General features: G+C 67.8%; 19 protein-coding genes and 1 pseudogene. 13 read left to right on the forward strand and 7 right to left on the reverse strand.

The features are described 5' to 3' along the window. Positions 1 to 41 precede the first annotated feature (41 nt). Together HK415_RS18620 and HK415_RS18625 are read left to right on the forward strand one after the other, a co-directional pair. Positions 42 to 533 (forward strand): SRPBCC family protein, encoded by a 492-nt coding sequence (locus HK415_RS18620; protein ID WP_256373064.1) that lies wholly within the window; start codon positions 42 to 44, stop codon positions 531 to 533. Positions 534 to 605: 72 nt separating this feature from the next. Beyond that, the gene (locus HK415_RS18625) at positions 606 to 827 is read left to right on the forward strand and encodes a hypothetical protein (RefSeq protein WP_171561875.1); all 222 of its coding nucleotides are present in this window, start codon (positions 606 to 608) and stop codon (positions 825 to 827) included. Position 828: 1 nt separating this feature from the next. On the opposite strand, the gene HK415_RS18630 is transcribed toward HK415_RS18625, so the two are convergent. The 4 genes from HK415_RS18630 to HK415_RS18640 all read right to left on the reverse strand — a co-directional run bounded on the left by HK415_RS18630 (position 829) and on the right by HK415_RS18640 (position 2,440). Next, the gene (locus tag HK415_RS18630) at positions 829 to 1,077 is read right to left on the reverse strand and encodes a hypothetical protein (RefSeq protein ID WP_171561876.1); all 249 of its coding nucleotides are present in this window, start codon (positions 1,075 to 1,077) and stop codon (positions 829 to 831) included. Between the two features lie 27 nt (positions 1,078 to 1,104). Next, positions 1,105 to 1,713 carry an SDR family NAD(P)-dependent oxidoreductase gene (locus tag HK415_RS18635; RefSeq protein WP_309246749.1) on the reverse strand — a complete coding sequence of 203 codons (609 nt, stop codon included), beginning with the start codon at positions 1,711 to 1,713 and terminating at the stop codon, positions 1,105 to 1,107. Beyond that, entirely contained in the window at positions 1,674 to 1,895 is a 222-nt protein-coding gene (locus tag HK415_RS26575; protein WP_309246750.1) for an SDR family NAD(P)-dependent oxidoreductase, read from the reverse strand. The genes HK415_RS18635 and HK415_RS26575 overlap by 40 nt, the downstream gene beginning before the upstream one ends. Positions 1,896 to 2,044: 149 nt before the next feature. After that, positions 2,045 to 2,440, reverse strand: a complete 396-nt coding sequence (locus HK415_RS18640) for a VOC family protein (protein ID WP_171561877.1) — start codon at positions 2,438 to 2,440, stop codon at positions 2,045 to 2,047. Between the two features lie 571 nt (positions 2,441 to 3,011). Here HK415_RS18640 and HK415_RS25960 point away from each other — a divergent pair. Both HK415_RS25960 and HK415_RS18645 read left to right on the forward strand, forming a co-directional pair. Further along, on the forward strand, positions 3,012 to 3,146 hold the full coding sequence (locus HK415_RS25960; RefSeq protein ID WP_256373065.1) for a hypothetical protein: 135 nt from the start codon (positions 3,012 to 3,014) through the stop codon (positions 3,144 to 3,146). 75 nt (positions 3,147 to 3,221) lie between these two features. Then, a complete protein-coding gene (locus tag HK415_RS18645) occupies positions 3,222 to 3,764 on the forward strand; it encodes a DUF3455 domain-containing protein (RefSeq protein WP_171561878.1) in 543 nt (180 codons plus the stop codon). Positions 3,765 to 3,782: 18 nt separating this feature from the next. On the opposite strand, the gene HK415_RS18650 is transcribed toward HK415_RS18645, so the two are convergent. After that, a complete protein-coding gene (locus HK415_RS18650) occupies positions 3,783 to 4,367 on the reverse strand; it encodes an NnrU family protein (RefSeq protein WP_171561879.1) in 585 nt (194 codons plus the stop codon). A 441-nt stretch (positions 4,368 to 4,808) separates the two neighbouring features. On the opposite strand from HK415_RS18650, the gene HK415_RS18655 reads away from it, so the two are divergent. After that, the gene (locus tag HK415_RS18655; protein ID WP_171561880.1) at positions 4,809 to 5,090 is read left to right on the forward strand and encodes a hypothetical protein; all 282 of its coding nucleotides are present in this window, start codon (positions 4,809 to 4,811) and stop codon (positions 5,088 to 5,090) included. 139 nt (positions 5,091 to 5,229) lie between these two features. Here the strand turns inward: HK415_RS18655 and HK415_RS18660 are convergent. Beyond that, a pseudogene (locus HK415_RS18660) lies at positions 5,230 to 6,251 on the reverse strand (TerC family protein). A gap of 152 nt (positions 6,252 to 6,403) precedes the next feature. Here HK415_RS18660 and HK415_RS18665 point away from each other — a divergent pair. After that, positions 6,404 to 7,165, forward strand: a complete 762-nt coding sequence (locus tag HK415_RS18665; protein ID WP_309246751.1) for a LysR family transcriptional regulator — start codon at positions 6,404 to 6,406, stop codon at positions 7,163 to 7,165. 120 nt (positions 7,166 to 7,285) lie between these two features. Here HK415_RS18665 and HK415_RS18670 read toward each other — a convergent pair whose 3' ends face one another. Further along, the gene (locus HK415_RS18670) at positions 7,286 to 8,245 is read right to left on the reverse strand and encodes a Tim44 domain-containing protein (protein ID WP_309246752.1); all 960 of its coding nucleotides are present in this window, start codon (positions 8,243 to 8,245) and stop codon (positions 7,286 to 7,288) included. A gap of 154 nt (positions 8,246 to 8,399) precedes the next feature. Between HK415_RS18670 and HK415_RS27250 the strand changes: the two genes are divergently transcribed. From HK415_RS27250 to wrbA, 7 genes are all read left to right on the forward strand, one after another. Beyond that, the gene (locus HK415_RS27250) at positions 8,400 to 8,600 is read left to right on the forward strand and encodes a FitA-like ribbon-helix-helix domain-containing protein (protein ID WP_373684617.1); all 201 of its coding nucleotides are present in this window, start codon (positions 8,400 to 8,402) and stop codon (positions 8,598 to 8,600) included. Between the two features lie 166 nt (positions 8,601 to 8,766). Further along, the gene (locus HK415_RS18675) at positions 8,767 to 9,138 is read left to right on the forward strand and encodes a type II toxin-antitoxin system VapC family toxin (protein WP_309246859.1); all 372 of its coding nucleotides are present in this window, start codon (positions 8,767 to 8,769) and stop codon (positions 9,136 to 9,138) included. Between the two features lie 134 nt (positions 9,139 to 9,272). Beyond that, complete coding sequence (locus HK415_RS18680; RefSeq protein ID WP_171561882.1) at positions 9,273 to 10,178, forward strand: HpcH/HpaI aldolase/citrate lyase family protein; 906 nt, start codon at positions 9,273 to 9,275, stop codon at positions 10,176 to 10,178. Continuing rightward, entirely contained in the window at positions 10,175 to 11,320 is a 1,146-nt protein-coding gene (locus HK415_RS18685; RefSeq protein WP_171561883.1) for a CaiB/BaiF CoA transferase family protein, read from the forward strand. The genes HK415_RS18680 and HK415_RS18685 overlap by 4 nt, the downstream gene beginning before the upstream one ends. Before the next feature lie 212 nt (positions 11,321 to 11,532). Next, positions 11,533 to 12,375, forward strand: a complete 843-nt coding sequence (locus HK415_RS18690; RefSeq protein WP_171561884.1) for a Bug family tripartite tricarboxylate transporter substrate binding protein — start codon at positions 11,533 to 11,535, stop codon at positions 12,373 to 12,375. A 236-nt stretch (positions 12,376 to 12,611) separates the two neighbouring features. After that, positions 12,612 to 13,220 carry an HNH endonuclease gene (locus HK415_RS18695; protein ID WP_171561885.1) on the forward strand — a complete coding sequence of 203 codons (609 nt, stop codon included), beginning with the start codon at positions 12,612 to 12,614 and terminating at the stop codon, positions 13,218 to 13,220. A gap of 266 nt (positions 13,221 to 13,486) precedes the next feature. Next, the gene (wrbA, locus tag HK415_RS18700) at positions 13,487 to 14,089 is read left to right on the forward strand and encodes an NAD(P)H:quinone oxidoreductase (RefSeq protein WP_171561893.1); all 603 of its coding nucleotides are present in this window, start codon (positions 13,487 to 13,489) and stop codon (positions 14,087 to 14,089) included. Positions 14,090 to 14,098: the final 9 nt, after the last annotated feature.

Genomic DNA, 14,098 nt, shown 5'->3' on the forward strand with positions numbered 1-14,098 from the left:
ACAGGATTGACATAAGAGGCTTGTCAAGAGATAAAGCACGGATGAGCAGTCCCGTCGTTGTTCGTGTATCGCATCGCTATAGCGCTCCTGCTGAACGCGTTTTCGATGCCTGGTTGACACCGGGGCAAGCCTCCCGCTTCCTGTTCCGCACCCGCACCGGCAACGTCATGCGCTGCGAGATCGTCCCCGAGATCGGTGGCGGCTTCACGGTGACGGACCGGCGCCCCGCCGCCGACGGCGACGAAAGCGTCTTCGACGTTGTGCACATGGGCAAGTACACCGAGCTCACGCGGCCCAAGCGCATCGCCTTCGACCTCACCGTGCTGACCTACACCGAGGACACCACCAAGGTGGTCGTGGAGATCGCACCGCTGGGCCCGCAGGCCTGCGAGATGACCCTGATCCACGAACTGGGCGCCACCGAGGCCGCCCGCATGGTGGAAGAGACCACCCGCAAGGGCTGGCTCAACATGCTGCAGCTGATGGAACGCGAGCTGTTCCCCGGCGCGTCGGCGTGCATCTCTAGCGCCTAGGCGTTGCTCCCTAGCCGCACTGTCAACGACAGTGCTGGCCTGCCGTTGTGGGTAGGTGGAGAATCCATCGGCATGACACTCGCCATCGACAGCTACGTCACCGGCAACGTCGTTGCGGCCAGCCTGGAGCCGCAAGCAGTGGGGAAATGTGACCCCTGGCTGCGCCGCCTGCTCACCGGCGCGCAGTTCTTCGTGAAGCAGAAGGATGGCCGCTGGGCCCCGCAGGGCTGCCAGCTCGGGCGGGCCTGCTGCTTCGACTTCAGCGACCTGCACGAGCCGGTGGCACGCGGCTAGCTCAGGGCTTGCGGCCCGTGCGGCTGTTGGGGCCGCCCTTGTCGCCCTGGCCGGCGCGTCCCGTGCGCAGCTGGTTCTGGTTCGACTGGCCGCCGATGTGGTCTTCGCGGTCGCTGCGGCTCTCCGGCGTGCGCCGTCCCTCGTTCTTCTGCGTCGGCGCCTGGTTCCCCATCTTGTTGGTGTCGTTCTCGTTCTTGCCCGTCATGGCCGGCTGCTTGTCCTGGGGCTGGTTCTTGTAGCGGTGCGTCATTGCGATCTCCTTGGATGAAAAATGGGGTCAGCCCTGGCCCTTGGGCTCGAGCTGCTTGCGGTGCATCTGGGCGACCACCTGGGCGGGCAGCACCTTGCTCACGGCCACTTCCAGCCGGTTCCTCAGGCCGGCCACCACGTCGGCCTCGCCCTTGACCATGGCCTTGAAGCCGGCTTCGGCCACCCGCATGGGATCGGCCTTCTTGCCGGCGCCCACCTTGGTGTCCAGCAGGTCGGCCCGGGCGAAGAACTCGGTGTCGGTCACGCCCGGCATCAGCAGGCTGACCGTCACCTCGGTTCCCTTGAGTTCGTTGCGCAACGCATGCGCGAAGGAATCGATGAAAGCCTTGGTTCCGTTGTAGACCGCCTGGAAGCTGCCCGGCTCGAAGCCGGCGATCGAGCCGGTCACCAGGATGCGGCCGCTGGCGCGGGCCACCATGCCCCGCGCGACGTGCTGCACCAGGTGCAGCGTGCCGGTGATGTTGGTGTTGATCACGTGCAGGATCTCGCCGAAGTCCTGCGACAGGAAGGAGCCGCCCAGGCCGTGGCCTGCATTGGCCATGAGCGCATCGACCTCGCGCTCGCCGATCGCCTGGATCAGGTGTGCTGCACGCCGGCCGTGGTGGCCAGGTCGCACTGCACGGCCTGCACCCGCGCGCCGAGCGACTCGAAATCCATGACCGCCTCGCCCAGCGGCTGGTCCGCCGCCACGACCAGGTCGTAGCCGTGCCGTGCCGCGCAGTGCGCCAGGCAGTAGCCGATGCCGGAAGAGGCACCGGTCACCACGGCCAGCGGCCGCGGCGCCTTGAGTTCAGCCATAGAGTCCTCCGTCTTGGATGACCCATTCTGGGAAGCGGTGCGCGGTGGTGATGTCAGACACCGCCTCTCGTCCCGGGAGGGCTGTTCCTCCCTCCCCCTCCGGGGAGGGCCGGGGTGGGGGCACAGGTTGAGGGTCGCTGCCCCCTACCTCATCCCTTCTTCACGAAGCACATCGCCTCGATCTTGTGCCCATCGAGATCGCGCACGAAGGCCGCGTAGTAGTTCTCCGTGTACTCGGTGCGGAAGCCTGGCTTGCCTTCGTCCTCGGCGCCCATCTCGATCGCCGTCTTGTGGAAGGCATTCACCTGCGCCTGCGACAGCGCGTTGAAGCACACGTGCACGCCGTTGCCCGGATTGGCCGCGGCCCCGTCGAAGGGCAGCTGCACCCAGAACTCGGGAAACTCGCGGCCGTAGCCTGCGCCCTCGTCGAACTCCATCACGCAGCGGATCTCCAGCGCCCCGAGCACCGCGTCGTAGAAGCGCTTGGCGCTCGGGAAGTCGTTGGTGCCCACGGAGACATGCGAAAGTGCGTTCACGGGTGTCATTGGCGAAGCTCCATCGTTGGTGGCCGAGCCATCACTGTAGGCTGGCGGTGAGCGCAGCGAACCCCAGCGCCCATCTCCCTTGACCTGCATCAGGTCTTGCCCCACGGCCGAGCAAGCTTCCACACACTTGTTACGGGACAGTCGTCATCCCGTTCCGTAGAGTGAGCCCGACAACAAGGAAAGGGGACTCCATTGCAGCTTGCCCTGATCGAGGCTGCAGGCCCTGGCCTGCAGCTGTCCGCCTCCCCCGCGAAGCGGCCCGCATCGTCCGCCCCTGGGCCATCCTGGCCTGGGGTGCCGTCGCCTACCTGGCGTACACCGCCTATGACAGCCTGCCGCTGCTGTTGCACCACCAGGCGCGCGCCGTGGCGGTCGTCACTTCGGCCGTCATTCCGCGCGCCGCGGCGCCCGCTGCCCCGGCCCGGCCCCTGCAGATGGTGAGCAAATGCATCGACGACGGCGGCACCACCTACTCGGACACCGAGTGCGCGCCGGGCGTGCACGCTGAACGGATCATCCTGGCGCCGACCGCCACCGCCGGGGTCCCGCCGGCCAACCCCTGCAGCAGCAGGTGTGCAGCGAGATCGCCGACCAGGTCCACCGCATCGAGGTGAAGGCCAGCCTGGCACCCTCGGGCGCGGACCATGCCTGGCTGGAGGCACGCCGGCAGGAAGCCCGCACGGAACAGGCCCGCCTGGGCTGCTGAATCCGGATCTCCCTGGCTTGCGTACTGAGGTGAGGCGCACACGCGCCCCCGTCCACGCAACCTGGAGATCCTTCGATGATCCGTCCCGTCCTCGCCTGCACCGCCCTCGCCACCCTGGCCGCCTGCGCCAGCCCGCCCCTGGCCCTGCGCGCCTACGACCAGGGCAGCCTGCCCCAGGCCGTGCAGGTGCCCGCAGCGCACCGCGTGGCCATGGAGACCGTGGGCACCGGCACCATCACTTATGAATGCCGCGCGAAGGCCGATGCGAGCGGCGCGCACGAATGGTTCTTCGTCGGCCCCGACGCCCGCCTGGCGGACCGCGGCGGCCGGCTGCTCGGCCGCTACTACGGCCCGCCCGCCACCTGGGAAAGCATCGACGGCTCCCGGGTGACGGCGACGCAGGTGGCGGTGTCGCCGGCAGGCACGGGCAACATCCCGCTGCAATTGGTGAAGGCCAATCCGGCCATGGGCCAGGGCGCCATGGCCGGCGTCACCTATATCCAGCGGGTGGCCACGCAAGGCGGCGTCGCTCCGGCCATGCCTTGCTCCGCAAGCAACCTGGGCGCGCGCCAGGTGGTGCAGTACCAGGCGGACTACATCCTGTACAAGGCGATGTGAGGCGCCCGCAGTCCGCTGCTAGCGCCCCAGCGGACTCACCCCGATCAGCACGCGGTGCGCCCACATCGCGAACACCGCCCAGGCCACCACGCCCACCACCACCGTGAGGATGGTGCGTGACAGTGGACCGGCATCGATCACCGTGGCCAGCGTGCGCTCGCGCCGGCGCGCCGCGCGATAGTCCAGAACGGCCCAGACGAGGAAGGATCCGAACAGCAGCAGGTCGGCCAGCGTGTTGTTCGAGATCAGGTGCGCCAGGGCCCAGACCTTCACGCCCAGGATCATCGGGTGGCGCGCTTTCGCCTTGATCGCGTTGCCCGGCACGTAGGCGGCCACCAGCAGCACGAAGGCGGCCAGCGTCAGCAGCGAGGCCAGGTGGCGCGTCCACACCGGCGGCTGGTTCCACAGGATCACGGGGTTGTGGCGCGCCAGGCCGTAGCCCCACACCAGCAGCGCGAAGCCGGCGACCGACAGCACGGAGTACAGCAGCTTGTACTCCTTCTCGCCGAAGCTCTCCATGGTCTGCGTGCGCCAGCCCTCGGCAAAGATGCGCGTCGAATGCAGACCCAAGAACAGAACCAGACCCAGCACGAGTGCGGCCATGTCGCTTTCCCGAAATTCACTCAAGCGGCGGACTCTACGCCATCGCGCATCCGGTCCCAAGCCCTGCGCCGATCACCGGGCCTGGGCTGTCCGCGGATGTCTTATGGAAGTTCATGTTCAAGATAGTCGTAGTAGCTAAGGGAGGGCCCGCGGTGTGGACAACCCTTCTTTCCGCTTTTGCCATCAAGCACTTGCGTGCGCTTGACCACTGTGTGCAGCCCTGCGTCGGAGCTGTCCTACAAAAAGGGACAACATCGCCGATCCGCCCCGGGGTGTGGATAAGCCATGAGTTGTGCCGGAACGCTCCACAGGCTTGTCAGACCGAAAATAAATTTCGGCCGCTGCGTGGCGTGTCGCAGGCGGGCGACGAGGGCCACAAAACGCTTGCACGATACGCGCGGAGGCTTCAGCATCGCGCGCCAAATCGAAAGCAGCCCCTGCATGCGCAACCTGTTTCGCGTGGTCTTCGTCCTGTATGTCCCCTTCCTGGCGGCGTGCGCCTGGATCTTTGCCACCGACAACGGCGGCGGCGGTCCGTACCAGATCGCCAAGGCGCTGGGCGCCATCGGCGCCGGCCTGCCGTGGACGCTGGCGGTCTTCGTGCTGTACCCGCCGCACGCGGGGCCGTGGCTGCTGTACGCGCTGTCCGTCGCCGGGGCCCTCGTCAACCTGTGGCTGCTTGCGCGCTACGCCGGGTGGCTGCCTTCGCGCCGCACCGCGTAGGCTGGTGGTGAGGCCCGAGCCGAACCCCAGCATCATCCCGCCGACGACTCAGGTCTTTTTGGGCGACCATGAAATTCGAAATCCAGACTTTCGAATTTCATGGTGAGCGACGCTCCCCAACCGAACGACAGGCACGGGCTCAGGCCCGGTCCTGCCCCGCGCGCTCCTTGCGCCTGCCCGCGAACGGGTAGGCGCTGCCGCCCGCGCCCGCCTTGGCCGGGAACTTCAGCGACAGCAGCATCGTCGCCGCCAGCACCGCCACCGTGGCCCCGAGCGACCACGCCACCGGCACCTTGTAGATGTCGATCAGCAGCATCTTCGCGCCGATCAGCACCAGCACGATCGCCAGCCCGTAGGACAGCAGGTGGAAGCGCTCGTGCATGCCCGCCAACAGGAAGTACATCGCGCGCAGGCCCAGGATCGCGAACACGTTGGAGGTGAGCACGATGAAGGGGTCGGTGGTGATGGCGAAGATCGCCGGGATCGAATCGACCGCGAAGATCACGTCCACCACGCCGATCAGCAGCACCACCACGAACAGCGGCGTGGCCATGCGCACGCCGTCCACGTGCGTGAACAGGCGCTCGCCGTCGAAGTCCGGCGCCACCTTCATGCGCCGGTTGATCCAGCGCAGCACCGGATTGCTGGCCAGGTCCGGCTCCTGGCCGGCGGCCCACCACATCTTGATGCCGGTGAACACGAGGAAGGCGCCGAACACGTAGAGGATCCAGTGGAACTGCGCGATCAGCCAGGTGCCCACGAAGATCATCACCGCGCGCAGCACCAGCGAGCCGATGATGCCGATCATCAGCACCCGCTTCTGGAAGGCGGGCGGCACGCCGAAGTAGGTGAACAGCATCAGGAAGACGAAGATGTTGTCCACCGCCAGGGCCTTCTCCACCAGGTAGCCGGTGACGAACTCCAGCGACTTGTCGGCGGCCACTTCCTGCCGCGCGGCGTCGCCCGAAGTGCCCCCAGGTACCAGTACATCCAGCCCACGAACACCAGGGACACCGCCACCCACACGGCGGACCAGATGCCGGCCTCGCGCATGGAAACGGTGTGCGCGCCCTGGCGATTGAGCGTCACGAAGTCCACCACCAGCGCCACCACCACGAAGGCGGCGAACAGGACCCACATCGTGGGCGTCGCAGTCATCATCGCGTTCTCCTATGTTCTTTCCCGGTTTTCCTCCCTCTCCCCCTGGGAGAGGGTTGGGGTGAGGGCATCCCAAGGCACACTTCCCCTGAAATGAGCACCCCCTCAACTACCGCCACCTCTACTACTTCTGGGTCGTCGCCAAGGAAGGCGGCATGTCCCGCGCCGCCGCCCGCCTGGACATGGCGGTGCAGACGGTCAGCGCGCAGGTGCGCGCGCTGGAACAGTCGCTCGGCCACTCCCTCTTCAAGCCCGCCGGCCGCGGCATCGTCCTCACCGAGGCCGGCGCCGCCGCCATGGCGCTGGCCGACCAGGTCTTCCAACTGGGCGAACAGATCCCCGCCGCCGTGCGCGACGCCGTCAGCGGGCAAGGCTTGCGCCTGGCCGTCGGCATTTCCGACGGCTTGCCCAAGCTCGTTGTGCGCCACCTGCTGCTGCAGCCCGTTCTGCACGACCCGCGCGTGCGCCTGCTATGCCACGAGGACGAATTCGAACGCCTGCTGGCGGACCTCGCGCTGCACCGCCTCGACGCCGTGCTCTCCGACCACCCCGCGCCGCCCAATCCCAACCTGCGCCTCTACGGCCACAAGCTCGGCGACGCGCCCATGGCCTGGTTCGCGCCGGCGGAAGTCGCGCGCAAGTGCCGGAAGCCCTTCCCCGAGTGCCTGAACGAACTGCCGGTGCTGCTGCCCACGCACCATGCGGCGGTGCGCGCGCGGCTGGACCAGTGGTTCGAGCGCCATCACCTGCGCCCGCGCATCGCCGGCGAGTTCGAGGACAGCGCCCTGCTCGCGGCCTTCGGCCGCAACGGCATGGGCGCCTTCCCCGCCTCGCGCTGGTCGCACGAGGAACTGCTCCAGGACAAGAAGGTGCGCCTGCTCGGCGAGACCCCGAGGTGGTGGAGCACTTCCACCTGATCACGGCGGAGCGCCGCATCCACCATCCGCTGGTGGCGCAGCTGCTCCCTTCAGCCCGCTGACGGTCTTGCTCCCTCCCCCTCCGGGGGAGGGCTGGGGTGGGGGCGCTCCCGCAGGGACTTACCCCTGCTGGATCCCCGCAATCACCCACCCGCCGAACCCGCTCTTCGGCTTGGCCAGGTGCCACACCTCGTTCAGGTCTTCGGGCACCGCGCCGTGCTGCTCGCGGATGCTGCCGGTGAAGCGCACGCTGACCACGTACTGCCCGCCTTCTTCCGCCACGTCCAGCACCTGCGACGTCAGGCCGAACACCTCGGTCTTCTGCGGCGCGTCCCCGCGCTCCGCGATCTCGCCGCGCACGATCTCGAACATCTCGGACGACAGGTAGTCGCGCAGCCGGTCCAGGTCGCGCGCATCGTTGGCCGCCTGCAGCGCCATGAACTGGTCACGCGCCGTGCGCTCGAAGCCCGCGGTGTCGAAGTCGGCCGGGATCGTCCCCGTCACCCCCGCGGAGGCGGGGGCCCAAGGCGTTGCGTTCCCACCGAGGCGAGAGCCGATCAGCGACCCACCCGATGCGGCCGTCGTCGGCTCGACACTGCGATACGCCACGTCCTGCGCCTGCGGCTGGCGGAACACGCCACCCATGCCACCCGCGCCGGCACCGGCCATCGCGCCCGCCTGCGCCGCAGCGCGCTTGCGCATCACGAAGCCGACCACCAGCAGCACCGCCATCACCAGCAGCGCGATGGTCAGCATGTTGGCCAGCGCCCCGCCCAGGCCGAAGTGCGAAGCCAGCGCCGCGATGCCGAGACCCGCCGCGATGCCGGCAATCGGGCCCATCCAGCTGCGCTTGGCCGTCGCTGCCGCCGCAGCGGGCGCTGCCGCAGCAGCCGTCCCGGCCATCGGCGCAGCCTGCGTCGGCGAGCCGGCCGCGCCCGGGCCGGCCGTGTTCGCCGGCGCCGTCACGTTCTGCCGCTGCATGCCGGCGGACTTGCCGCCGCCCAGGCGCTTGGCCCCATCCAGGGCCGCGGTCATGCCGACCGCCAGCACCAGGGTCATCAGGGCGAGTGTCTTTTTCACTAGGGTCTCCTTCACGTTGAGATGCGGCGACGGTACGCGCATCGGTCTGATTGAAAAAGCAGAAGTTCGCTGCACGAGACTCAGGAAAAAGCTGTGGGTTGACGGTACGTGCCGACGGAACCAGAATGGAACCATTCCGGAACCGGAGCCCACCATGCCCAACCTGTCGATCAAGGACGTTCCCGAGGACGTGGCCGAAGCCTTGCGGCAGCGGGCATCCCGCAACCATCGCTCGCTGCAGGGCGAGCTCTGGCCATCATCACCGAGGCCACGCGGCACGCGGCCACCGTCCCGAGCGCGCCGAATCCGCCGCTTCAGGGCTGGCGAAGGGGAACGCGGAACATCGAAGACATAGCCGAGGAACTGCGCGCGAAATATCCGGAGCCCTTCAACGACGCGCCCCTGGGCGTGGACATCATCCGCGCTGACAGGGACAGCCGTTGAAAGCCCCGGCCCGTCCGCATTCCGGGCCATACGTGGCGGAACCACCGCCGGCCTACCTGGCCCGTCCGCCGCTCGTGGTGGATTGCAGCGTGCTGGTTTCCGTGCTGTTCCAGGAAAGCTCGCGCGAGGAGGCAGTCTGCGCCATCGCAGGCAAGACCCTGCATGCGCCGATGCTCCTGGACAGCGAAATGGCGAATGTCGCAGTGAAGAAGTCCCGTGCTGGCGTGCCTGCAGCCGTCGTGGGGGATGCGCTGGCGAAGTACGCGGAGCACACCATCGAGCTTCATCGTCCAGACGTGCAGGCACAGTATGCCCTCGCGATGCGTTACGGACTCTCGGCATACGACGCAGCCTATCTCTGGCTCGCCGGCGCCCTGCAGTCGCCGCTGGCCTCGTTCGATGCACGACTGGTCAAGGCAGCACGCGACTATCTTGCAAGACCCGCCTGACTCGTCATCCCCGCTCCCCCTCGTCATCCCCGCGCAGGCGGGACCCAAGGCGTTAACCCGCAAGTGATACCCCACCACCCCAACTAGGGTCCACGCCAAGCCGCCCCCGCCCCCGCCCGGCCCACAATGGCCGGATGACCCCGCTCGAACCCTGTTCCATGCTCTTCGTCCCCGCGGACCAGGAGCGCTTCCTCGCCAAGGCCGGCCAGCGCGGTGCCGACGCGCTGATCCTCGACCTGGAAGACGCCGTCGCCCGGCCGGCCAAGGCCGGCGCCCGCGCCAACCTCGCTTCCTTCACCCAGCGCCTGAAAAGCGCCGGCGTCCCCATCTACATCCGCGTCAACAACGAGCCCGAGCTGCTCGCCGGCGACCTGCAGGCGGCCGTCGCCGCCGGCTGCGACGGCCTGCTGATGCCCAAGGTGGACACGCCCGAGCAGGTGCTGCAACTCGACGAAGCGCTGCGCAAGCTCGAACAAGAGCACGGCCGCATCCCCGGCAGCATCCCCGTCGTCGCCCTGATCGAATCGCCTCTCGGCATCTGCAACGTCATCGCGATCGCCAAGGCATCGAAGCGCCTGTCCGGCCTGCTGTTCGGCGTGGAGGACTTCGGCGCCGCCATGGGCATGGAGTCGCGCCCCGAAGGCATGACGGGCCCGGCGCAGACCATGGCCATCGCCGCCGCCGCCGCCGGCCTGCAGCCCCTGGGCCTGCCAGGCAGCGTCGCCGACTTCAGCAACCCCGATGCCTACCGCGCACTGGCGACCCACGCCAAGCGCATCGGCATGCGCGGCTCCGTCTGCATCCATCCGGCGCAGGTTCCCATCCTCAACGAGGTGTTCGGCGGCAGCGAGGAAGAAGCGGAGCACGCGCGCCGCCTGCTCACCGCCTTCGATGCATCCGTGGCCGCGGGCAAGGGCGCCGTCGCCCACGAAGGCCGCATGATCGACGAGCCGATCGCGGTGCGCGCCCGCCGCTTCCTGCAGCGGCACGACGCCCTCAAGGCGCGCCGCAACGCCGCCAGGCAGCAGGCCGCGTCATGAGCAACGACAACAAGGAACAGCGCCTGCCCCTGTCCGGCATCCGCGTGCTGGACCTCTCGCGCCTGATGGCCGGCAACATGCTCACCGTGCAGCTGGCCGACTTCGGCGCCGAGGTCATCAAGGTCGAGAGCGCCGAGGGCGACACCCTGCGCCACTGGACCAACGAGGGCAAGCCCCTGTGGTGGAAGGTCTATGGCCGCAACAAGAAGAGCATCTGCCTGGACTTGAAGGACCCCGCGGACAAGTCTGCCCTGATGGCGCTGGTGCCGCAGGCGCACGTGGTGGTGGAGAGCTTCCGCCACGGCGGCATGGAGGCCTTCGGCCTCGGCCCCGCGCAGCTGCACGCGGCCAACCCGCGCCTCGTCATCGTGCGCATCTCCGGCTGGGGCCAGACCGGCCCCTATGCGCAGCGCCCCGGCTTCGGCACGCTGGTGGAAGCCTTCTCGGGCTTCGCCGAGCGCAACGGCTTCCCCGACAAGCCGCCCGCGCTGCCCAACCTGGGGCTGGCCGACATGATCGCCGGCCTCTCGGGCGCCTTCGCCACGCTGGCGGCGGTGCGCGAGGTGGAAGTCAACGGCGGCCAGGGCCAGGTGGTGGACCTGTCGCTGCTGGAGCCCATGATCGGCGTGCTGGGCCCGGACGCCGCGATCTGGCAGCACACCGGCAAGCGCCCGCGCCGCCTGGGCAACCGCGCCGAGAACGCGGCGCCGCGCAACGCGTATCTGTGCAGCGACGGCCAGTGGATGGTGATGTCCGGCTCCACCCAACGCATGGCCGAACGCGTGCTCGCCGCCATCGGCCACCCCGAACTGGCACGCGACGCGCGCTTCAAGGACAACGCCGCGCGCATCGCCAACGTCGAAGTGCTCGACCGGATGATCGGCGACTTCGTGCAGCAAAGGACGCTGCAGGAGAACCTGGCCCACTTCGGAGAACACGAGGTGACGGTGGGCCCGGTGCTCAACGTCGACCAGCTGGTGCAGGACCCGCATGTGCGCGCGCGCGGCGTGATCGTGGACCTGCCCGACCCCGAGGTCGGCAGCGTCGCCATGCATGAGGTCTTCCCGCGCCTGTCGCGCACGCCGGGCCGCATCCGCCGCCCCGCCCCCACGCTCGGCCAGGACCAGGACCTGCTCCCGTAGGCTGGGGTGACTTCAGGAACCCCAGCTCTCCCGCACCTCACACCATCACCGGAGACCCGCCCCATGCCCCCCTTCTCCCCCGCCGCCGCTCCCTCACCGCCGCCCTCGCCCTCACCCCGTTCACTCTTCCCCTCCCCTCCTTCGCGCAAACCTCCCTGCCGAAGACGCTCACACTCCTCGTCCCCCAAGCCGCCGGCGGCTCCAACGACGTCATGGCCCGCGCCGTCGCCGCGCGCCTGTCCCGCGTGCTGGGCCCCGACTTCAACGCGGTGGTGGAAAACCGCACCGGCGCCGGCGGCAACGTCGGCACCACCTACGTCGCGCGGCAGGCGCCCAAGGACGGCAGCACCTGGCTGGTGACGGTGAACAGCACGCAGGCCATCAACCCGGCGCTGTACAAGAACCCGGGCTTCGACCCCATCGCCGACTTCGAGCCGGTGGCCGGCATCGCCCTGGTGCAGCACGCGATCGTGGCCGCGCCCAGCCTGCCGGCGAACACGCTGAAGGATTTGATCGAACTGGCGCGCAAGCAGCCGGGCAAGCTCACCTACGGCTCGTCGGGCAACGGCACCTTCTCGCACCTGCTGATGGAGATGCTGAAGAAGCAGCAGAAGGTCTTCATCACGCACATCCCCTACCGGGGCGTGGCGCCGGCGCTGACCGACATCATCGCGGGCAACGTGAGCTGCATGGTGAGCACCATCCCCGCCTGCCTGCAGTTCATCAAGGGCGGCCAGCTCAAGGCCCTGGCCGTGCCCTCGCTGCACCGCGCCCCGGCGCTGCCCAACGTGCCGCTGGCCAACGAGACGGTGCCCGGCCTGGTGGGCGAGCTGATGGTGCTGATGTACGCCCCCAAGGGCGTGCCGCGGGACATGATCGAGCAGATGCGCCGCGCGGTGGCGGCGGTGCAGGCGATGCCGGAGATGGAGACCTTCTTCACCGCGCAGGGCGCGACGGCGCTGAAGGCGGGGCCACAGGAGCTGGCGCAGTTGACGCGGGAGGAGCTGGCGAAGTGGGGGCCGGTGGTTAGGGAGTCGGGGATGAAGATTGATTGAGGCGGGTATCCCGTCTCCGCGGCATTGAGGCACGGAGGTGTGCATACTCACGCCTGGTGACAACAGATGATGTTCGCCGGCTATGGTCGCGCCCCGAGACATTGGCGGCGTTGCACGTGTACTTGCTTCTCCCTTTCGGGCAGCTTCACCGCAACCATCCGCTTATCAAGCAACTAGCCAGGTGGATTGAGCGTTCACCCAGCTCCGTTGCACTCAAGCTAGTAAATCTGGCCAGCTTGGATCCGCAGGTCGTGGCAAGCGGACGGAGCGGAATGAGGAATGCGTCAGCGCAAGATCAAGAGATCTGGCATCAACTGTCAGCCAACTGGGATGCTGTAGCTCTGGAAGCGGCGGGCGAGTATGAGCGACTTGCCACCGCCCATGGTTTGCCTCGAAACAGCGATGTTGCGGACGACTTGGAGAATTTCGAGGGCACCACGCGCCTCGTCGAGGTTGATGTACGGGTCAATCAGGCACGCTTCAGAAAGGCCGTCCTGGCAAGCTACAACGCAACTTGTTGTATTTCCGGACTCCAACATCCCAGGCTACTAGTTGCCAGTCACATCGTTCCTTGGAGTGAAGACCACCAAAACCGATTGAACCCACGGAATGGTCTCTGTCTCTCTGCACTGCATGACCGCGCCTACGATCAAGGGCTCATAACCGTCATGCCCGACTTCACTGTGAAGGTGTCGCAGGAACTCTCACGCAGAGACTCCAGTGACTTCGGGACCATCGCCCTCTTGCGATTTGACGGCCAGTCGATCCGTCTGCCAGAACGATTCAAGCCGGAGCCATCGTTCCTAGCTGCGCACGCCCGGCGCTTTGGTTTCCTAGCCTCCTAGGCCTTACATGAAGTCCACCGTCGCCTAAGGCCGTTGGGAAAAGACTGCGCGGAAAGTCGCGTCGATGAGTTGCAAGCCAGTGGTGCGGGGATTTCTGTCCCTAAAGGAGGTGCATGCGACGGCAAGAGTGGATGGGGGCCAGACGCGCATCCACGACACACCATTCCCCCTCCCCTAGCAATCCCCCATTGCCATTCCGTCAACACTGCCCACCCCTCCGCCCCTAAAGTTTGGAATCCTCCCAACCAACAACCCCGGAGCATTCCATGGCAAAAGTCCTCGTCCTCTATCACAGCTTCTACGGCCACATCGAAGCCATGGCCGGTGCGGTCGCGCAGGGCGCGCGCAGCGTGGCCGGGACCACGGTGGACCTGAAGCGCGTGCCGGAGACGGTGCCCGCGGACGTGTTCAAGGCCTCGCACGGCAAGGCGGACCAGCAGGCGCCTGTGGCGCTGCCGGCGGAGCTGGCCAACTACGACGCGATCATCTTCGGCGCGCCCACCCGCTTCGGCAACGTGAGCGCGCAGATGCGGACCTTCATCGACCAGACCGGCGGCCTGTGGGCGTCCGGGGCGCTGGTCGGCAAGGTGGGCTCGGTGTTCACGTCGTCGGCCACGCAGCACGGCGGGCAGGAGAGCACGATCCTGACCTTCATCCCGACGCTGCTGCACCACGGCCTGGTCGTCGTCGGGCTGCCGTATTCGGAGCAGCGGCAGATGGGGCTGGAGGAGATCAAGGGCGGCAGCCCGTATGGCGCGTCCACGATCGCGGGTGCGCAGGGCGAGCGGATGCCGAGCGAGCAGGAGCTGGGGATGGCGCAGTTCCAGGGGAAGCATGTGGCGGGGATTGCGAAGAAGCTGTTTGGCTGATCGCGGGGG

Source organism: Ramlibacter montanisoli (genome assembly GCF_013087525.1).
Classification (GTDB): domain Bacteria; phylum Pseudomonadota; class Gammaproteobacteria; order Burkholderiales; family Burkholderiaceae_C; genus Ramlibacter; species Ramlibacter montanisoli.